Genomic DNA, 18,348 nt, shown 5'->3' on the forward strand with positions numbered 1-18,348 from the left:
GGCGCGGGTAGGGGAGAGCGCCTTCCAGGTAGGGGATCTCGATCGCGTGGGCGTAGACGGGGACTGGGGTCTGGGTCACGATGCGCCGGAGCGCCCCCACGTGGTCGGAGTGCCCGTGGGTGAGGAGGATCCGCTGCAAGGGGCCGGCGTGGAGGCGTTCCACCGCCCGGAGGATGCCCCGGGCCATGAAGGGGAGCCCCGCGTCCACCAGAGTGACGCCGCCTTCAGGATCCCGGACCAACCACACCCGCACCGGGATCAAGACCCAGACCGTGAGGCTCCAAATGTGTTCGGAGACCCGTTCCAGCCTCATCGGGGCGCCCTCGGCCTACGACGCTTTCCGCGACCTTGCCAGAATCACCCAGAGGCCGATGGCCGCCACCACCACCGGCCACCACAGGCTCAAGAAGGCCATGATGTCCCCCACCCCCGTCAGCGCCCCGACCAGGAGGAGGACCACCCCGGAGGCCAGGGCCCAGTGGCCTTCACCCCGGCGGCTGCCCACCCAGACCACCAAGAGGCCCAGGCCCAGCCCGATGAGAACCGTCGAACCCTGGAAGCCGGGCCACCAGGCGTGGGGCCAGTCAATGCCGATGCCCAGGCCCGTCATCAGGCCGCCGGGCACCAGATAGCCCGACTGGTTGGTGAGGGCGTAGAAGACCATGAAGGCGCTCCCGATGAGGGCGAGGATCACCCCGCCGCTGCCGCTCCCCTGCTCCCGGACGAGAAAGTACAGGACGATGCCCACGATGACCAGCACCAGGCCCTGGCGCAGCCGCTCCATGCCGTCATCCCCTCCCTGGTTCGCTCCCACCGTCTGCCGCGGCCGCCCTCGGCCGGCCCCTGGCGGGTGGAGGCTTCCTCGGTGATACCATATCGGCCGCCATCGCCCCGACTGGAGCCCCCGGAGGCCAGACCCGGCCCAAACCCTCTTGGAGCCCGCGCAGGGCTGTGCTATACTCAACCTTGGCACCCCGGGCACCGTACGGGCGTCGGGCCCGAAGGGTGTCGGGTGGCGTGCGGGTGTAGCTCAATGGTAGAGCGCCGGCCTTCCAAGCCGGTGACGGGGGTTCGATTCCCCTCACCCGCTCCAGATCCTGCCGCCGGCGTCCCAGCGGACGCCGGCGTTCGTTCGTTGACGCTGCCCCTCGGGCGACGGTATACTGGCGGTGGCGGCTCCGGACCTTGGGGCGGCCGGCAGCCCCTGGTGCAGCTCCGCAGGCGCCTGTAGCTCAGGGGACAGAGCAGTGGCCTTCTAAGCCAACGGTCGGGGGTTCGAATCCCTCCAGGCGCGCCAGAAAGGCGGTCCGGATCGGACCGCCTCTTTGCCAGCGGGCTTGGGGCAGGCAGGCCTTGCCTTGACGGGTGGGCACGCCCATGGTACACTTGAGAACGCACCAGCGTGGTGGGTGTAGCTCAGCTGGTTAGAGCGTCGGGTTGTGGCCCCGAAGGTCGCCGGTTCGAATCCGGTCACTCACCCCAAACCATCCCACGATGGGCCAGCGGCCGTCCTTGGGACGGCCGCTGGCGCGTTTGCAAACCTTTCGCTGGCCTCCGCGAACCCCCGGAAAACCTCTCCGATCGTTGGGAAAGTCCGCCTGCGAAGGAACCGGCTGGCGGGAATCGAATCTTTGGGGGGAGGACGATCTCCCTGCGTGACTCAACAAGGGGGGTTCAACGTGAGGCGACTTCCGATCCTGACCGGGATCCTTGTGGCTGCTCTGGCGTTGGCTCTGGCCGCTGGCCCGGCGGCTGCCCAGACCCTCAAGGTGGGTATGGTCACCGACATGGGCGGCGTCGACGACAAGAGCTTCAACCAGGGGAGCTGGGAAGGGATCGTCCGGGCCATCCGGGAGCTGGGCATCCACGGCCGGTATCTCGAGTCCCAGCAGCAGTCCGACTATGCCCGGAACATCCTCGAGTTTATCGAGCAGGATTATGACCTGATTGTGACCGTCGGCTTCCTGCTGGGCGATGCGACGCTCCACTACGCCAAGCAGTTCCCCGATCAGAAGTTCGCGATTGTCGACTACTCCTACGATCCGCCCGTTGAGAACATCCGGGACATCCTCTTCGCCACCGATGAGGCTGCCTTCCTGGCTGGCTACCTGGCCGCCGGCATGACCCAGACGGGTGTCGTCGGCACCTTCGGCGGCATCGCGCTGCCCACCGTCACCATCTTCATGGACGGCTTTGAGGCCGGCGTCAAGTACTACAACCAGGTGAAGGGGACCAACGTTCAGGTTCTCGGCTGGAACGCCAAGACCGAGCAGGGGCTCTTCGCGGGCAACTTCGAGAGCACCGACGACGGCCGGCGTCTGGCTGAGGCGCTGATGGATGAGGGGGCGGACATCATCATGCCCGTCGCCGGACCGGTTGGGTTGGGGGCCGCCGCGGCCGCCCAGGAGCGGGGCGCCATGATCATCGGCGTCGACTCCGACTGGTACCTCACCGCGCCCGAGTTCGGTGACGTCATCCTGACCAGCGTCGTCAAGAAGATGGACCAGGCGGTCTTTGACGTCATCCAGTCGGTGGCGGACGGCACCTTCACCGGCGGGCTCTACTGGGGCACCCTGGCCATGGGTGCGGTGGACATCGCTCCCTTCCACGAGTTCGAGGACGATGTCCCCGACTGGCTCAAGGAGGAGCTGGAGCAGGTCCGCCAGGGGATCATCAGCGGCGAGATCGACATCGACGCCATCCTCTATTCGTAAGGTCAACCTGGAGCGCGCCCGGGTCTCTCCGGGCGCGCTCCGCGGTTTCTGCGGGGAGCGGGTCCCCGCCACGGTAAGGTGGTGCGCCAACGGGTGGAACCGATCCTGGAATTGAAGGGCATTGTCAAACGTTTTCCCGGCGTGCTGGCCAACGACCACATCGACCTGACCCTCTACCCTGGGGAGATCCACGCCCTCCTGGGGGAGAACGGCGCGGGCAAGAGCACCTTGATGAACATCCTCTACGGCCTCATCGCCCCCGACGAGGGGTCCATTCTCATCAGGGGCGAGCCCGTCACCCTGCGCAGTCCGGCTGATGCCATCGCCCGGGGCATCGGGATGGTCCACCAGCACTTCATGCTCATCCCGGTGATGACCGTGGCCGAGAACGTCATGCTCGGCCAGGAGTCGACCCGTGGCCGGTTCTTCCTGGACACCCGCCGGGTCTCCCAGCGGATCCGGGAGCTGTCGGCCCGGTACGGGCTGGAGGTCGATCCGGATGCCCTCGTCCAGCACCTGCCCGTCGGGGTGCAGCAGAGGGTGGAGATCATCAAGGTCTTGTACCGGGATGCCCAGATCCTCATCTTGGATGAGCCCACCGCGGTGCTGACGCCCCAAGAGGTGGAAGAACTCTTCGCCATCCTCCGCAACCTGGTGAAGAGCGGCCATTCCCTCCTCTTCATCACCCACAAGCTGAAGGAGGCCCTCAGCCTGGCTGACCGGATCACCGTCGTCCGCCAGGGCCGGGTGGTGGGGACCCGCCGGCCTGAGGAGACCAGCGAGGAGGAGCTGGCGGCCATGATGGTGGGCCGAGACGTGGTCCTCTCGGTGGAAAAGGCCCCCGCCCGGCCGGGCAAGCCCGTCCTCACCGTGGACAACCTCTGGGTGGAGTCGGACCAGGGCCAGCCGGCGGTCCGAGGCGTCTCCTTTGAGGTGCGGGCCGGGGAGATCCTGGGGATTGCCGGGGTGCAGGGGAACGGCCAGACGGAGTTGATGGAGGCCCTCTTCGGGCTGCGCAAGCCCTATGCGGGGCGGATCCTCATCGACGGGCACGAAGTGACGGGAGCCTCGCCCCGGCAGCTGGCAGAGATGGGGGTGGGCTACATCCCCGAAGACCGGCAGCGGGATGGGCTGATCCTGCCTTTCCCTGTCGCCGAGAACCTGGTCCTCAACCGGTACCACCAGCCGCCCTACAGCCAGCGGGGCGTCCTGCAGCGGGACCAGATCCGCGAGAATGCCGAGCAGTTGGTGAAGGCCTTCGACATCCGGGCCAGCTCGGTCCAGGTCCCGGTCCAGACCCTGTCGGGGGGCAACCAGCAGAAGGTGATCGCGGCCCGGGAGCTCTCCCGGCCCATCAAGCTCCTCCTGGCCTCGCAACCGACCCGGGGCTTGGACGTGGGCTCCATCGAGTACATCCACAAGCAGATCGTTGAGGCCCGAGACCGGGGCGCGGCGGTGGTGGTTGTCTCCACGGAGCTGGACGAGATCCTCTCCCTCTCGGACCGGATCGCCGTTCTCTACCGGGGGCGGGTGGTCGGGTTGCTGGAGAGCCGTGAAGCGGACCGGACCCAGCTCGGACTCCTGATGACGGGGGGCTCGGTGGCATGAGCGAGCAGCAGCGGCTGGAGAGCACCACGCCGACGGGCCAGGGGCCCCGGCAGCGGAGCGGGGTGGCGGCCATCCTGGAGGCGGCCACCTCCTGGAGCCTTATTCCCATCCTGGCCGTTCTTACCGGCTTCATCATCAGCGCCATCTTCATCGTCGTCACCGATCCGGCCGTCTGGGCCGCGTGGGATGAGATCACCACCCGGCCGGGGTTCTTCTTCGCGACGGCCTGGCGGAGTGTGGCCACGGCCTTCGGGGCCCTCTTCCAGGGCGCCTTCGGCAGCCCCTACGCCCTCTCCGAGAGCTTGGTCACGTCCACGCCCTACATCTTTGCCGGGCTGGCGGTGGCCGTCGGTTTCCGGGCGGGGCTCTTCAACATCGGCGCCGAGGGGCAGCTCTTCATGGGAGCCCTGGCCTCGGTCTACGTGGGCTACGCGGTGACGGGCCTGCCCGCCTTCATCCACCTGCCCCTGGCCATCCTGGCCGGTATGGCGGCGGGCGCCATCTGGGCCGGGATTCCCGGCTGGCTCAAGGCCCGGACCGGGGCCCACGAGGTGGTCAACACCATCATGCTCAACTACATCGCTTACCGGTTGAGCGATTGGCTCCTCAACGGGCCCATGAAGCGGCCGGGTCCCGACGGCCGGCCCGGGTGGGTGCCCATCACCCCCGAAGTCCTGCCCACCGCCTGGCTGCCCCGCTTCTTCGATGAGCCGCTGAGGCTCCACTGGGGCTTTGTCTTGGCCCTCTTGGCGGCTGTGGGGGTCTGGTACCTCCTCTTCCGGACCAACTTCGGCTTCGAGATGCGGAGTGTGGGGACCAACCCCAAGGCGGCCCGGGTGGCCGGCATGCGGGTCGCCTTGGTCACGGTGGCGGCCATGGCCATCTCCGGGGCCCTGGCGGCCATGGCGGGCGTCTCCCAGACCCTGGGCGTGGACCGGTGGCTGGGCCAGGGCTTCTCGGCCGGGTACGGCTTCGACTCCATCGCGCTGGCCCTCCTGGGCAAGAGCCACCCGGCAGGCGTGGTGGCCGCCGCGCTTCTCTTCGGTTTCCTCCGGAGCGGGGCCACCCGGATGCAGTCGGCGGCCGGCATTCCCATTGACATCATCACCATCGTTCAGGCGCTGGTCATCATCTTCATCGCGGCCGAGGCTCTGATCCGGAAGATCTACCGCCTGAAGCCAGCCGCCGAGCGGACCCAGGAGGTCTTCACCCGGGGGTGGGGGAGCGCATGAGCACCTGCTGCGGCGGGAGCCACGGGAACGGACGAGGGAAGTGGATGAGGGTGGATCGCGTATGAGCCAACTGCAGCCGGTCGGTCCCGTCTCGGCCGATCTCCTCGAGGAGGCGGCCCCTGTTGTGGAGCCCAAGCGCTGGGGGCCTGTGGTGGCGTCGGTCTTGGTGGCCCTGGCCATCGCCGTCCTGTTCATCCGGGTGGTTCCCGACGGGGTGGTGACCACCTTCCGAATGGCCGGCGGCCAGGGGGCCGCGGCCCGGGTGGCCCCTTGGGTCATCCCGTCTCGGCCGGGCTTGGTTGTCCTCGCTCTCTTCGCCTTGGCCATGGCGGTCTGGGCGTACCGGGCGCCCCGGCGGGCCAACCTGGCCCTGGGCCTGGCGCTCCTCAGCTTTGTAGGCGCCTTCCTCATCTGGGCGGCGGCGGGTAAGAGCCTCAACCTGCTGGCCATGCTCCAGAGCACCCTGGTGCGGGCGGTGCCCCTCACTTTGGCGGCCTTGAGCGGTGTCATGTGCGAGCGCTCCGGTGTCATCAACATTGCCATTGAGGGGATGATGCTCACCGCTGCCTTCGGGGCGGTCCTGGGCACCACCTTGAGCGGCGGGAGCCTCTGGATCGGGCTTCTGGTGGCGATGCTCACCGGTTTGCTCATGGCCTGGGTCCACGGGGTGCTCTCCATTAAATACAAGGTGGACCAGATCGTCAGCGGCACGGTGATCAACATCCTGGCGGTGGGGCTCACCAGCTACCTGAGCGGCCGCTTCCTCCAGGATCCGGCCTTCAACTGGCTCAACCGAGCGGGCACCTTCGCCCCGGTGAAGATCCCCGTCCTCAACCGGATCCCCGTCATTGGGCCGCTGCTCTTCGAAGGGAACTTCTTCTTCTACCTGACCATCGCCCTGGTGATCGGGCTCAGCATCCTCCTCTTCCGTACCCGCTTCGGCCTGCGGGTGCGGGCGGTGGGCGAGCATCCCCGGGCGGCGGACACCTTGGGGGTCAACGTGTACCTGATGCGGTACGCGGCCGTCCTGTTGGGCGGGGTGCTCGCGGGGTTGGGCGGGGCCTACTTCACCATCGGGTCGGTGGGCCGTTTCGACGAGCAGATGACCGCGGGCCGGGGCTTCATCGGCTTGGCCGCCATGATCTTCGGCAACTGGACGCCGGCCGGGGCCTTCGGCGCCTCCCTCCTCTTCGGGTTCGCCGACTCGCTCCAGACCCGGCTCCAGATCCTGGGGATCCCCATCCCCTCCGAGTTCCTGCTGATGGCGCCGTACATTGTCACCATCGTGGTGATCTCGGGGCTGGTGGGGCGGGCCACCCCGCCGGCGGCCGACGGCCAGCCTTACGAGAAGTGAGGCGGGCCGCGTTCCGCTGGCTGGCGGGCGCTCCCCGGGGAGCGCCCGTTTCCGTATGATGGGCGGACCAGGGTGGGCGCCCCGGGCCCGAACGGCTGGTTGGACACGGCCGGGCCAGACGGGGGAGGTGCCGGTCGATGCCGGCGGATGGGGGAGGGAGACCCAGGTGAATCCTTTGGAGGCGGCGGCTGAGGCCGGGCGGCGGCTGATCCTGTTCGGCGGGGTGGTGGAACGCTCGCCGCTGGTGCAGGCGCTTCTGGCCCTGCTGGAGGGTCTGGCGGGTGGGCCCGCGGGCGATCCCCAGCGGAACGGGCCGGTGTGGGAGCGGGCCGCCCACCTTACTCGCCAAGCTTGGGCGTATGGGTTGGGCGACGGGCCGGCAGGGCCCTCCCGGGGTGCCGACGCGGCCCAGGAGGGGCCGCCCCTCTGGTTCGGGGCGGTGGTGGAGGGGCTTCTGGCCGACGAGAACCCCCTCAGCCGGGCGGTCAGCGGGAAGGCCGCCGGTCGGGAGCCTTTGGGGGAGCTCCCACCCCCGTTGCTCGCGGCGGCCGCCCACGACCTGCGCATGCTGCAGCGGCTGGCCCACTTCCGCCCCGAGGTGCTGGAGGCGGCGGTCCGGCGGTGGGAGCCGGCCTGGCCGCCCGGGACCTTGGCCGGGCTGCGGGGGACGGCGAGGCCCGGGACCGCGGGCCCCTGGCCGGACGGGGCCGCGCGGGTGGCCCAGCGGCTGGTGGGGCTGGAGGATTGGGCCCAGGCCCTCCCCGATCTGGTGGGGTACTGGCGGGTCGTGGGCTGCGGTCTTTGGGGCCAGTTCGTGGCCTTCCGCTGGGAGGGAGAGGGACGGGGGCTCCAGCCCGTCCGGGCCCTGGACCCCACCCGCCTGGAGGATCTGGTGGGCTATGAGACGGCCCGCCAGGCGGTGGTGGAGAACACCGAGCGCCTGGTCGCGGGGCGGCCGGCCCACCACCTGTTGCTTTACGGCCCCCGGGGGACGGGCAAGTCGGCCACCGTGCGGGCCCTGGTCCACACCTTCGGCCCCCGGGGGCTCCGGCTGGTGGAGCTTCCCCTGGACCGGGTGGGGGAGCTTCCCCAGCTCCTGAACCAGCTCCGGGACCAACCCCATCCCATCGTGATCCTCCTGGACGACCTGGCCTTGGAGCCCGACGATCCGGCAGCCCGCCAGCTGAAGGTGGCTCTGGAGGGGGCGCTGGAGCTCTGGCCGGAGCACGTCCGCCTCTACGCCACCTCCAACCGGCGCCACGTGGTTCGGGAGCGGCGGGGGGCCAGCTTGCGCCAGGAGGATGAGATCCACGAACAGATTTCCCTGGCCGACCGCTTCGGGATGACGGTCTTCTTCGAGGCGGCCGACCAGGCCCTCTACCTCCGGATCGTGGAGGGCCTGGCCCGGCAGGCGGGGGTCCGGATTGTGGAGGGCCAGCCCGATGGGGTGCGGCCCCGCTCGTCCGGCCAGCCGGGAGGGGCGGCGGGCCCGGCGCCCGACGGCGAGGCAGGCCGGCTTCAGCCGCCCTGGGTGGTGGACCGCCAAACCCTGGAGCGGGAGGCCCTCCAGTGGGCCCTCTGGCAAAACGAGCGCTCCCCCCGGACCGCCGCCCAATTCGTCCGGGATTGGTTGGGCCGGTGGTCTGAACCGACTTGACAGACGGAGTTCTGCGCCGTAAGGTACCTATGGGCCGCTAGCTCAGTTGGTAGAGCAGGGGACTTTTAATCCCAAGGTCCAGGGTTCGATTCCCTGGCGGCCCACCAGGTGTTGCGGAGGCCCAGCGGTGGGCCTTCGTCGCGTTTGGGCGGGACGTCGGGCACGGCCGCCCCGTCCCTGCTTTCTCAAGGTGCCTTCGCCCGGGCTGACGCGCCGCCTTCCCCCGCCACCCCGTCAAGAATGCGGATCCTTCCCATTGACCCCTCCTGCCTGGAAGGGTATCTTGGAGCCGAGTCGCGGCGCCCACTTCCATCCAACGTGAGGGACGACGAGTGGCACCCATCATTCACGTGGAAGAGTTGCGCAAGACCTACCCCGGCGGCGTGGAAGCGGTGCGGGGCCTCTCCTTCCAGGTGGAGGAGGGGGAGATCTTCGGCTTCCTCGGGCCCAACGGCGCCGGCAAGTCGACCACCATCATGATGCTCACCACCCTCCTCCGTCCCACCAGCGGTTCCATGCGGGTGGTGGGGTTGGACCCCACCGTCAACCCCTTTGCCGTCCGCAGCCAGATCGGCTACGTCTCCCAGGATCTGGCCGTGGACGACGCCCTCACCGGGCGGGAGAACCTCTGGCTTCAGGGCAACTTCTACCATCTCTCCCCGGCGGAGAACCGGCGCCGGAGCCAGGAGCTTCTGGAGCTGGTCGGGTTGGCCGACCGGGCCGACGACCTGGTGGAGACTTACTCGGGCGGCATGCGGAAGCGCTTGGACATCGCCTGCGGGCTGATGCACCGGCCCCGGCTCCTCTTCTTGGACGAGCCCACCCTGGGCCTGGACATCCAGACCCGCCGGCAGATCTGGGCCTACCTGGAGCAGATGAAGCATCAGTTCGGCATGACCCTCTTCCTTACCACCCACTACATGGAAGAGGCGGACGCTCTCTGCGACCGGGTGGCCATCATCGACCAGGGCCAGATCCGGGCGGTGGGCCGGCCGGAGGAGCTGAAGGCGGCCATCGGCGGCGATCTGGTCCACCTGAGGCTGGACGGCGCCGAAGCCCAGGCCAAAGCCCAGGCCATCCTGGAGGCCCTGCCGCCGGTCCGGTCGGTCCAGGCGGCGGACGGCCAGCTCCAGGTGGTGGTGACCAACGGCGACGACGCGGTGGTGCCCATCATCCAGGCCCTGGCCCAGGCGGGGGTGGCCCCTCACGCCATCACGGTGAAGAAGCCCACCCTGGACGATGTCTACCTGGCCCACACGGGCAAGGAGCTGCGGGCCGAAAGCGGCAGCCGGGATGAAGGGATGCAGGCCCGGATGCGCATGAGGAGGATCCGGCGATGAGCCTTCTGGAGCAGCAGGCCGTCCTGGAAGCGCCCCGGCTGGGCGTGCGAACCTGGGCGCACGACGTCTACGTGGTCTTCTGGCGGGAGATGCGGCGGTTTGTGGGCCAACGCATGCGGATCCTGGCCCTGGTGGCCCAGCCCATCATCTGGCTGGTCTTCATGGGGAACATGCTCCAGGGCCTGACGGCCGAGTTCGCCGCCTCAGCCCTCCTGGGGACCGACTCCTACGTGGCCTTCATGCTGCCGGGCATCGTGGTGATGACCGCGCTCTTCGCCGGCCTTTTCAGCGGGATGTCGGTGGCCTGGGAGCGGCGCTTCGGCTTCCTCCAGAAGATGATGGCCAGCCCCATCCCCCGGGAGGCCATCCCCCTGGGCAAGATGGCGGCGGCGGCGGTGCAGGGGATGCTCCAGGTGGTGATCATTCTGGGGCTGGGCCTCCTCATGGGCGTCCGGCTGGCCACGGGGCTGCCGGGCCTGGTGGCCGTCCTTCTCTTGAGCGGCCTCTTCGCCCTGGCCATGGCCGGCTTCTCCCTCGCCCTGGCCGCGGTCTTGCGGACCCATGAGGCCCTCATGGCCGTCATCAATTTCTTCACCCTGCCCCTCATCTTCACCAGCGACGCCATGTTCCCCCGGGCGGCCATGCCCGGGTGGCTGGCGGCCATCGCGCGGATCAACCCTGTCAGCTGGGCCGTGGGCCCGGTGCGGGATCTGGTCCTCCATGGCTGGAACTGGCCGGCCATCGCCGCGGGGGTGGTGGCCCTGCTGCTGGTGGCTGGGCTCATGACCCGCCTGGCCACCCGGGAGCTGGAGAAGTCGGTGGTGTAGAGGAAAGGCGGGCCTCCCGGCTTGAGCCGGGAGGCCGGAGGTTACCGCTGGTTCTGGCGTCCGGCCGCCTGCCGTTCGGCCCGCTCAATGGCGGCCCGCACCAAGGAGCCGGCCTCCCGGGTGGTCACCTCGCCCCAGTCCCCGTTCCGGACCTTGTTGGCGAAGCCCAGCTCCTGAGCCAGCTCGTACTTGAGCGCGTCCGACATGAGCCCGCGGCGACGAGCCATCGCGCGTCCACCTCCGTGGACCAGTCTGCCCCGCGGGCACGCGCCCGCGCGCTTGGGAATCCTGGACGGTGCTGGTGCCCTTGAAGGCTTCCGGGCCCTGTGCTTGACGCTCCCAGGCACCAATGGTATTATGACCACTGCTTCCCCCATACCGCGTCCCAGGGCGTACTGTGCCCATCGCGGGGTGGAAGCGCATCTCAACCAAGCGGGCGTGGCGAAACTGGTAAACGCGTGGGACTTAGGATCCCATGGGCTCTGCCCTTGAGGGTTCGAATCCCTCCGCCCGCACCAACCACTTCCTGCACGTGGCGGCCCGGCACGCGGGTCGGACCCGTTCCGCGGCCCCTGCGGTGCGGGGCCGAGGAAGGAACTGTGAAGAGGAGCGGTGCCGGGTGAAGACCACCCTCGAACGACTGGAACGCAGCCGAGTCAGCTTAGAGATCGAACTGGGACCCGAGCGGGTGGAGGAGGCCCTGGAGCGGGCCTACCGGAAAGTGGTCCGCCGGGTGACCATCCCGGGATTCCGCAAGGGGAAGGTGCCCCGCCGCATTCTGGAGCTGCGGTTGGGGCCGGAAGTTCTTTACGACGACGCCATCGAAGACCTGGTCAGCACCGCCTACGCGGAGGCTATCAAGGAGACGGCGGTGGTGCCCGTCGCCCCGCCCGACGTGGATGTCCTTGAGTTTGAGCCGGGCAAGGGCATGCGCTTCAAGGCCGAGGTGGACGTCCGGCCCGAGGTGAAGCTGGGCGAGTACCGGGGCCTGAAGGGGAAGCGGCCCTACCGGCCCGTGACCGAGGAGCGGGTGGACGGGGTTCTCCAGGAGCTCCGGGAGATGCAGGCGGAGCTTGTGGAGAGCGAGCACGACCAGGTCCGGGAGGGCGATTACGTCCTCGTTGATTATGAAGGAACGGTGGACGGCCGGCCCTTCGCCGGCGGCGCCGCCAAGGGGGCGACCGTCGTCGCCGGGGACCAGCCCGCGGGCTATGGCTTCGAGGCCCAGCTGGTGGGGCTGCGCCGGGGCGAGACCCGGGAGCTGACCGTCCAGTTCCCTACCGAGGGGATCCGGGAGGACCTGGCCGGAAAAGAGGCGGTCTTCCGGGTGACGGTCCACCAGATCAAGGAGCGGCGCCTCCCCGAGCTGGACGATGAGTTCGCCCGGGACGTGAGCGACAAGGAGACCCTGGAGGAGCTCCGGGCCGATATCCGCGCCCGGCTGGAGGAGGACGCGGAGAAGGAGGCCGACAGCGCCCTCCGGGACGACCTGCTCCGCCAGGTAGTGGACGCCTCCGAGGTGGAGATCCCCGCCTCCATGGAGGAGCACGAGCTGGGCCACGTCCTGCAGGAGTTCGCCGAGATGCTGGCCCGCCAAGGCTTTACCCTCGAGGAGTACTTGAAGCACGAGAACCAAACCCTTGACCAGCTGAAGGAGCGCTTCCGGCCCGATGCGGCCCGCCGGGTGAAGACCCGCTTAGTGCTGGACGCCCTGGCCGAGGCGGCAGGAATCGAGGTCAGCGAAGAAGAAGTGGCCAAGCGCATCGACGAGATCGTGGCCCGCAACGCCGCTTCTTCTGACGCACTCCGCCGCTACCTCGAAGAGCCTGAGCAAAAGGAGAGCTTGAGGGCTTCCCTCCGGGTCCGGAAGACCCTGGACCACCTGGTCTCCCTGTCCGAGGTGGAGACCGTGGAGGTACCGGAGGAGGCCCCGGCCGACGACGAGGCCTCGGAGGTGGCTGCCGCCAGCAGCGAGGATGAGGCCTCGACGACGGAGAAGGCTTCAGGAGAGGAAGCCGCGCAAGGCTGAGGGGAAGCTTCCAGGGAGCGCCTGGGAGCAGGATGCATCCATCCACGCAGGGACGCAGAGCATAGAGTGAACGGAGGCGACACGGCAGGATGGGGTACCTGGTGCCGATGGTGGTCGAGCAGACCAATCGTGGCGAGCGGGCATACGATATCTACTCCCGCCTCCTGAAGGAGCGCATCGTCTTCATCGGGGGGCCCATCAACGACCAGCTGGCCAACCTGGTCATCGCCCAGCTGCTCTTCCTGGAGTCGGAGGACCCGGAGAAGGACATCTCGGTTTACATCAATAGCCCAGGCGGGCACGTCTACGCCGGCCTGGCCATCTACGACACCATGCAGCATGTCCGGCCCGCCGTCTCCACCATCTGCCTCGGGTTGGCGGCCAGCATGGCGGCCGTGCTGCTGGCGGCCGGGGCGCCGGGCAAGCGGTACGCCCTGCCGTACTCCCGGATCATGATCCACCAGCCGTGGGGCGGCGTGCAGGGGCAGGCGGCCGATATTGAGATCGAGGCCCGGGAGATTCTGCGGACCAAGCAGAACCTGAACGAGATCCTCTCCCGGCACACCGGGCAGCCGCTCGAGAAAGTGGAACGGGATACCGATCGGAACTACTATATGTCCGCGGAGGAAGCGAAGGAGTATGGTCTGATCGACTCCATCCTCGTCCGGGATCACTCGGGGCAGAGGTAGAGGGGTGGTACTACCATGTTCAAGTTCGGGGACGAGAAGGGCCAGCTCAAGTGCTCCTTCTGCGGCAAGGCCCAGGAGCAGGTCAAGAAGCTGATCGCCGGCCCCGGGGTCTACATCTGCGACGAGTGCATTGAGCTCTGCAACGAGATCATCGAGGAGGAGCTCAATGACGACGTCGAGGTGGAGCTGGACAGCCTCCCGCGCCCCAAGGAGATCAAGGAGATCCTGGACCAGTACGTCATCGGGCAGGAACGAGCCAAGAAGATCCTCTCGGTGGCTGTGTACAACCACTACAAGCGGATCAACTCGGGCGTCCGCATCGACGATGTGGAGCTCCAGAAGAGCAACATCCTGATGCTGGGCCCCACTGGCTCGGGCAAGACGTTGCTGGCCCAGACGCTGGCCAAGATCCTGAACGTCCCCTTTGCCATCGCCGACGCCACCTCTCTCACCGAGGCGGGATACGTGGGCGAGGATGTGGAGAACATCCTCCTCAAGCTGATCCAGGCGGCCGAGTACGACGTGGAGAAGGCCGAGCGGGGCATCGTCTACATCGACGAGATCGACAAGATCGCCCGCAAGTCGGAGAACCCCTCCATCACCCGAGACGTCTCGGGCGAGGGGGTGCAGCAGGCGCTGCTGAAGATCCTGGAGGGGACGGTGGCCAGCGTGCCGCCCCAGGGGGGCCGGAAGCACCCCCACCAGGAGTTCATCCAGATCGACACCACGAACATTCTCTTCATCTGCGGCGGCGCCTTCGACGGTCTGGAGAAGATCATTGAGCGTCGGATCGGCCAGCGGAGCATGGGCCTCACCGCCGACATCCAGCCCCGTACGGAGCATCACGTGGGCGAGCTGCTCCGCCAGATCATGCCGGAGGACCTGCTCAAGTACGGCATGATCCCCGAGTTTGTCGGCCGGGTGCCCATCATCGTCTCCCTTGATCCGCTGGATGAGGATGCCTTGGTGCGGATCCTGGTGGAGCCCCGCAACGCCCTGGTGAAGCAGTACACCAAGTTCCTGGAGCTGGATGGCGTCGAGCTGGTCTTCGAGGATGCGGCCCTGCGGGCCATCGCCCGGAAGGCCATGGAGCGGAAGACAGGCGCCCGGGGCCTGCGGGCCATCTTGGAGGAGACCCTCATCGACGTCATGTACGACATCCCCTCCCGGACCGACGTGAAGCGGTGCGTTATCACCGCCGGGGTGATCGAGGGCCGGGAGGAGCCCCACCTGTACCCCGAGATCCGCAAGGCCAAGGAGGAGACGGCCTGAACCCCCCACTGGGCCTGGGTCAGTTGGCCAACCTTGGCAGCCCTGGAGGCACCCGCTTCCAGGGCTGCTTTCCTTTGGATGAGGCGGCCCACCCTCGGGACAGACTAGCGGTTGGGCCCTGGCCCTGCCGCGCGGGCTTTGGGGCACGTTACCCGAGGGGGGTCCGCCATGGAGTGGATCAGCCTGCTCAGCCTGGTCAACCTCTTTTTTGGCGTCGTCATCGGCCTCTACTTTTGGAACCTGCTCCGGGCCCAGCAGGTGAACCGGAGCGCGGTGGAACGGGAGTCCCGCCGGGAGCTGGAGAAGCTCCAGCGCCTGAGGGCCATCTCCCTCACCGAGCCCTTGGCCGAAAAGACCCGGCCCACCCGCTTTGAGGAGATCATCGGCCAGGAGGACGCCCTCACCTGCCTGAGGGCCGCGCTCTGCGGGCCCAACCCCCAGCATGTGCTCCTGTATGGGCCGCCCGGGGTGGGGAAGACGGCGGCCGCCCGCCTGGTCTTGGAAGAGGCCAAGCGGAACCCCCGTTCCCCCTTCAAGGCGTCGGCCCGCTTCGTGGAGATTGACGCCACCACCGCCCGCTTCGATGACCGGGGCATCGCCGACCCCCTCATGGGGTCGGTCCACGATCCCATCTACCAGGGCGCGGGGCCCATGGGCATCGCCGGTATTCCCCAGCCCAAGCCGGGCGCGGTGACCAAGGCCCACGGCGGGGTCCTCTTCATCGACGAGATCGGCGAGCTCCACCCCATCCAGATGAACAAGCTCCTCAAGGTGCTGGAGGACCGGCGGGTCTTCCTGGAGAGCGCCTACTACTCCAGCGAGGATCCCAACATCCCCTCCCACGTCCACGACATCTTCCAGCACGGCCTCCCGGCCGACTTCCGGCTCATCGGCGCCACCACCCGCATGCCCCATGAGATCCCCCCGGCCATCCGCTCCCGCTGCGTGGAGATCTTCTTCCGGGCTCTCACGCCCGACGAGGTGGGGCTCATTGCCCAGAACGCGGCGGCCCGGATCCGCTTCCAGCTGGAGCCCGGCGCCCTGGAGGTGATCAAGGAGTACGCCACCAACGGGCGGGAGGCGGTCAACCTGGTCCAGATCACCGCCGGGGTGGCGGAGATGGAGGGGCGCTCCGTCATCCGCCGGGCCGATGTGGAGTGGGCGGTCAACGCGGGGCACCACTCGCCCCGGCACCAGCCCCGGGTGCCCGACAGCCCCCAGGTGGGGGTGGTCAATGGCCTGGCCGTCTCCGGGCCCAGCATGGGGACCCTCCTGGAGGTGGAGGCGGTGGCGGCGCCGGCCGCCGCTGGCCAGGGCCGGCTCACCATCACCGGGGTGATGGAGGAGGAGGAGATGGGCGGTCCGGGGATGACCCTGCGCCGGCGGAGCCAGGCCCGGTCGTCGGTGGACAACGTGCTGACCGTCCTCCGGACCCATCTGGGCATCAAGACGGAGGAGTACGACATCCACGTCAACTTCCCCGGCGGGGTGCCCATCGACGGGCCGTCGGCCGGCCTCGCCATGGTCACCGCCATCTACTCGGCCATCACCGGCGAGCCCGTCCGGCCCGATGTGGCCATGACGGGGGAGGTCTCGGTCCGGGGGCTGGTCCGGCCGGTGGGCGGGGTGGTGGCCAAGGTGGGGGCGGCCAGGCTGGCGGGCATCCGGCGGGTGGTCATTCCCCGGGAAAACTGGCAGGAGATCCTCCAGCAAGAGGCGGGCGAGGCCATGGAGATCTGCCCGGTGGAACGGGTGGAAGAGGTCCTGCGCCTGGCCTTGCTCCGCCACGCGGAGGAGCCCCTGAGCCCGGTGGAGCCCCGGCGGCCTGAGGCGCCCCCGGCCCAGCCGGTGGCCGCGGAACCGTCTCAGAAGGAGTACCGTCCCGAGCCGGCCTCCGATCTCCGCCCGCCGGCCGCCTCCGCGTCGGGCTGACGGTGGCTGGCCAGGGCGACCAGCCCCGCGGCCAGGGCAAAGGTGGTGAAGAGGGCGGGAAAGCCCAGCCCGTCGGCGATGGCCCCGGCCGTGAGGGAGCCTACCCCGATGGCCAGGGCCTCACTGCCGTCCAGGAAGCCCATGGCCGCGCTCCGCTCGGTCGGGGCCGTCTCCCGAGCGATCTGCCAGATCACCCCGGTCCGGGCGACGGTGTAGAGGGGGAGGGCGTAGAGCGCGGCCATCACCAGCGGGTCCCGCCAGCTGGTCATGATCACGTAGGTGATGCCATACGCAGTGGCCGCGGCGGGCAGGAGCCGCTCGGGCCGGAGGCGGTGGCTGAGGCGGCCGAGCGCCCAGTAGGTGGCCACACCCAGGAGGGTGGAGAGGGTGAGGGAGGCGCCATAAAGGCGCTCGCTGCCCCCCAAGATGCCCGTCAGGTAGATCCCGTAGACGGTGAAGGTCCCCTCGGAGGCGACGGTGAGGGTGGCGAAGGCGACCAGGGCCCGCCAGATCCGGGAGCTCGCCACGGCCTTGGCCAGGTCCAGGAGGCGAGGCATCGCCTTCTCCTCTCGGGCGGCCGCCGGGACCTCCGGCAGGGCCATCAGGATCAGGAGCAGCTCGCCGGCGATCAAGCCCGCCGCCAGGGCCAGCAGGAGTTGGAACCCCTCGGGTCGGGTCCCCACCCATGAGATGGCGGCGCCGCCCACCAACCAGCCCAGGGATTCGGCCTGGAGCCAGCCGGCCAGGCTCCGGCTGGTTTCCCCGGAAGCCAGGAGGGAGACCAGGCTCTTGGAGAGAGGGGCCACCGCCGAGAAGAGGAGGGAGCCGAGGCTGACGGCCAGGACCGCGGCCCACGGCTCGGTGAGGCGCCCCAGAAGGAGCAGGACGGCCAGGAGGGCGGCAAAGCCCAGGACCAGGTAGGGCTTGATCCGGCCCGACCGGGAGCTGGCCGCTCCCCACGCCCCCGAGCCCACGAACCGAACCAAGGCGGGGATGGCGGAGATCAACGCGAGCACCGTCAGCCGCTCTTCCCCCGCGCTGTGGAGGCGGATGGGGAGATACCCGAAGATGATCAGCTCGGCCACGGCCCGCACGAAGCCCGTGCCCGCCACCGCTAGCCGCGCGGCGGCCGAAAACGGGGTGGGCCCGTCAGGGTGCGCCATGGGGAGGTCGCTCCTTTCTGCTCACCGGTCTTTCCCATTCCACGGGGCTCGTTGCCCTCCTGCCGGGCCGCTGCGCCAGGCCCCTCTCGAGGTGGTTGAGCGCGCGCGGGCGAGAGCCACCGCGCCCTGGGGGCCCGGCGCCGGGAGGCGCCTCGCGCCTTCCGCCCACCCCGCCAGTGCCCACTATGCCTGAGGCTCCCAGACAGGGCGGTGGCAGGAGAGGAAGAAGGACGGGCCACCTGGAAGGATAGAGCAACACGTTTCAGCCTGCAGGGGGTCCAGCCATGGCCAGGAGCACGCGGCCGTTCGAGCAGTTCTTCGCCTACCGTCGGTACTTCACCAGCCTCGCTATGGCCCCCCGGGGCGACCGGGTGGCCTACGTCACCGACGCCTCGGGCCAGTTCAACCTCTGGATCCAGCCGTGGGAAGGGGGCTGGCCCTCCCAGCGGACGGCCTTCGAAGAGCAGTCCGTCCGGGAGATCGCCTGGTCGCCGGTGGAGGACCGGATCATCTTCCTGGCCGACCGACACG

Annotated in this window: 16 protein-coding genes and 5 tRNA genes; 17 read left to right on the forward strand and 4 right to left on the reverse strand. The window is 68.9% G+C overall.

Annotation, left to right across the window (positions count from 1 at the left end):
• The coding region (locus FWJ67_RS09325; RefSeq protein WP_414482736.1) for an MBL fold metallo-hydrolase at positions 1–313 on the reverse strand (313 nt) is incomplete at its 3' end.
• Positions 314–328: 15 nt separating this feature from the next.
• Positions 329–784 carry a hypothetical protein gene (locus FWJ67_RS09330; RefSeq protein ID WP_414482737.1) on the reverse strand — a complete coding sequence of 152 codons (456 nt, stop codon included), beginning with the start codon at positions 782–784 and terminating at the stop codon, positions 329–331.
• 235 nt (positions 785–1,019) lie between these two features.
• On the opposite strand from FWJ67_RS09330, the gene FWJ67_RS09335 reads away from it, so the two are divergent.
• The 11 genes from FWJ67_RS09335 to FWJ67_RS09385 all read left to right on the forward strand — a co-directional run bounded on the left by FWJ67_RS09335 (position 1,020) and on the right by FWJ67_RS09385 (position 10,732).
• A tRNA-Gly gene (locus tag FWJ67_RS09335) sits at positions 1,020–1,093 on the forward strand.
• 128 nt (positions 1,094–1,221) lie between these two features.
• Positions 1,222–1,297: transfer RNA gene (locus FWJ67_RS09340), tRNA-Arg, on the forward strand.
• A 108-nt stretch (positions 1,298–1,405) separates the two neighbouring features.
• Positions 1,406–1,482: transfer RNA gene (locus FWJ67_RS09345), tRNA-His, on the forward strand.
• A 197-nt stretch (positions 1,483–1,679) separates the two neighbouring features.
• Complete coding sequence (locus FWJ67_RS09350) at positions 1,680–2,714, forward strand: BMP family lipoprotein (RefSeq protein ID WP_304174590.1); 1,035 nt, start codon at positions 1,680–1,682, stop codon at positions 2,712–2,714.
• Between the two features lie 93 nt (positions 2,715–2,807).
• Positions 2,808–4,322, forward strand: coding sequence for an ABC transporter ATP-binding protein (locus tag FWJ67_RS09355; RefSeq protein WP_304174592.1), 1,515 nt, complete (start codon positions 2,808–2,810; stop codon positions 4,320–4,322).
• Positions 4,319–5,554 carry an ABC transporter permease gene (locus FWJ67_RS09360; RefSeq protein ID WP_304174594.1) on the forward strand — a complete coding sequence of 412 codons (1,236 nt, stop codon included), beginning with the start codon at positions 4,319–4,321 and terminating at the stop codon, positions 5,552–5,554. Before FWJ67_RS09355 ends, FWJ67_RS09360 begins: the two co-directional genes overlap by 4 nt.
• A gap of 61 nt (positions 5,555–5,615) precedes the next feature.
• On the forward strand, positions 5,616–6,908 hold the full coding sequence (locus FWJ67_RS09365; protein WP_304174597.1) for an ABC transporter permease: 1,293 nt from the start codon (positions 5,616–5,618) through the stop codon (positions 6,906–6,908).
• 166 nt (positions 6,909–7,074) lie between these two features.
• Positions 7,075–8,565 carry an ATP-binding protein gene (locus FWJ67_RS09370; protein ID WP_304174599.1) on the forward strand — a complete coding sequence of 497 codons (1,491 nt, stop codon included), beginning with the start codon at positions 7,075–7,077 and terminating at the stop codon, positions 8,563–8,565.
• Between the two features lie 31 nt (positions 8,566–8,596).
• A tRNA-Lys gene (locus FWJ67_RS09375) sits at positions 8,597–8,672 on the forward strand.
• Positions 8,673–8,897: 225 nt separating this feature from the next.
• Positions 8,898–9,905 carry an ATP-binding cassette domain-containing protein gene (locus tag FWJ67_RS09380; RefSeq protein ID WP_304174601.1) on the forward strand — a complete coding sequence of 336 codons (1,008 nt, stop codon included), beginning with the start codon at positions 8,898–8,900 and terminating at the stop codon, positions 9,903–9,905.
• Entirely contained in the window at positions 9,902–10,732 is an 831-nt protein-coding gene (locus FWJ67_RS09385; protein WP_304174603.1) for an ABC transporter permease, read from the forward strand. The genes FWJ67_RS09380 and FWJ67_RS09385 overlap by 4 nt, the downstream gene beginning before the upstream one ends.
• Positions 10,733–10,773: 41 nt before the next feature.
• Here FWJ67_RS09385 and FWJ67_RS09390 read toward each other — a convergent pair whose 3' ends face one another.
• Positions 10,774–10,959: a small, acid-soluble spore protein, alpha/beta type gene (locus FWJ67_RS09390; RefSeq protein WP_304174606.1), complete on the reverse strand. Its 186-nt coding sequence runs from the start codon at positions 10,957–10,959 to the stop codon at positions 10,774–10,776.
• 205 nt (positions 10,960–11,164) lie between these two features.
• On the opposite strand from FWJ67_RS09390, the gene FWJ67_RS09395 reads away from it, so the two are divergent.
• The 5 genes from FWJ67_RS09395 to lonB all read left to right on the forward strand — a co-directional run bounded on the left by FWJ67_RS09395 (position 11,165) and on the right by lonB (position 16,654).
• A tRNA-Leu gene (locus FWJ67_RS09395) sits at positions 11,165–11,250 on the forward strand.
• Between the two features lie 101 nt (positions 11,251–11,351).
• Entirely contained in the window at positions 11,352–12,761 is a 1,410-nt protein-coding gene (gene tig / locus FWJ67_RS09400; protein WP_304174608.1) for a trigger factor, read from the forward strand.
• An 89-nt stretch (positions 12,762–12,850) separates the two neighbouring features.
• Positions 12,851–13,450: an ATP-dependent Clp endopeptidase proteolytic subunit ClpP gene (clpP, locus tag FWJ67_RS09405; RefSeq protein WP_414482194.1), complete on the forward strand. Its 600-nt coding sequence runs from the start codon at positions 12,851–12,853 to the stop codon at positions 13,448–13,450.
• A 15-nt stretch (positions 13,451–13,465) separates the two neighbouring features.
• Complete coding sequence (gene clpX, locus FWJ67_RS09410) at positions 13,466–14,722, forward strand: ATP-dependent Clp protease ATP-binding subunit ClpX (protein ID WP_304174612.1); 1,257 nt, start codon at positions 13,466–13,468, stop codon at positions 14,720–14,722.
• A gap of 168 nt (positions 14,723–14,890) precedes the next feature.
• Positions 14,891–16,654 carry an ATP-dependent protease LonB gene (lonB, locus tag FWJ67_RS09415; RefSeq protein WP_414482738.1) on the forward strand — a complete coding sequence of 588 codons (1,764 nt, stop codon included), beginning with the start codon at positions 14,891–14,893 and terminating at the stop codon, positions 16,652–16,654.
• Here the strand turns inward: lonB and FWJ67_RS09420 are convergent.
• Positions 16,588–17,817 carry an MFS transporter gene (locus FWJ67_RS09420; RefSeq protein ID WP_304174617.1) on the reverse strand — a complete coding sequence of 410 codons (1,230 nt, stop codon included), beginning with the start codon at positions 17,815–17,817 and terminating at the stop codon, positions 16,588–16,590. The two genes, lonB and FWJ67_RS09420, sit on opposite strands and share 67 nt — an antisense overlap.
• A gap of 284 nt (positions 17,818–18,101) precedes the next feature.
• On the opposite strand from FWJ67_RS09420, the gene FWJ67_RS09425 reads away from it, so the two are divergent.
• Positions 18,102–18,348 (forward strand): hypothetical protein (locus FWJ67_RS09425; RefSeq protein WP_414482485.1); only part of this gene is annotated, 247 nt, incomplete at its 3' end.

The sequence above is a fragment of the Limnochorda sp. genome (genome assembly GCF_047459355.1).
GTDB lineage: Bacteria > Bacillota > Limnochordia > Limnochordales > Limnochordaceae > Limnochorda.

Bases quoted from the DNA above. Each gene is read 5' to 3' on its own strand.
- FWJ67_RS09330 (WP_414482737.1), bottom strand. From the start codon at position 784: ATGGAGCGGCTGCGCCAGGGCCTGGTGCTGGTCATCGTGGGCATCGTC.
- FWJ67_RS09360 (WP_304174594.1), top strand. From the start codon at position 4,319: ATGAGCGAGCAGCAGCGGCTGGAGAGCACCACGCCGACGGGCCAGGGG.
- FWJ67_RS09365 (WP_304174597.1), top strand. From the start codon at position 5,616: ATGAGCCAACTGCAGCCGGTCGGTCCCGTCTCGGCCGATCTCCTCGAG.
- FWJ67_RS09385 (WP_304174603.1), top strand. From the start codon at position 9,902: ATGAGCCTTCTGGAGCAGCAGGCCGTCCTGGAAGCGCCCCGGCTGGGC.
- FWJ67_RS09390 (WP_304174606.1), bottom strand. From the start codon at position 10,959: ATGGCTCGTCGCCGCGGGCTCATGTCGGACGCGCTCAAGTACGAGCTG.
- clpP (WP_414482194.1), top strand. From the start codon at position 12,851: ATGGGGTACCTGGTGCCGATGGTGGTCGAGCAGACCAATCGTGGCGAG.
- clpX (WP_304174612.1), top strand. From the start codon at position 13,466: ATGTTCAAGTTCGGGGACGAGAAGGGCCAGCTCAAGTGCTCCTTCTGC.
- lonB (WP_414482738.1), top strand. From the start codon at position 14,891: ATGGAGTGGATCAGCCTGCTCAGCCTGGTCAACCTCTTTTTTGGCGTC.
- FWJ67_RS09420 (WP_304174617.1), bottom strand. From the start codon at position 17,817: ATGGCGCACCCTGACGGGCCCACCCCGTTTTCGGCCGCCGCGCGGCTA.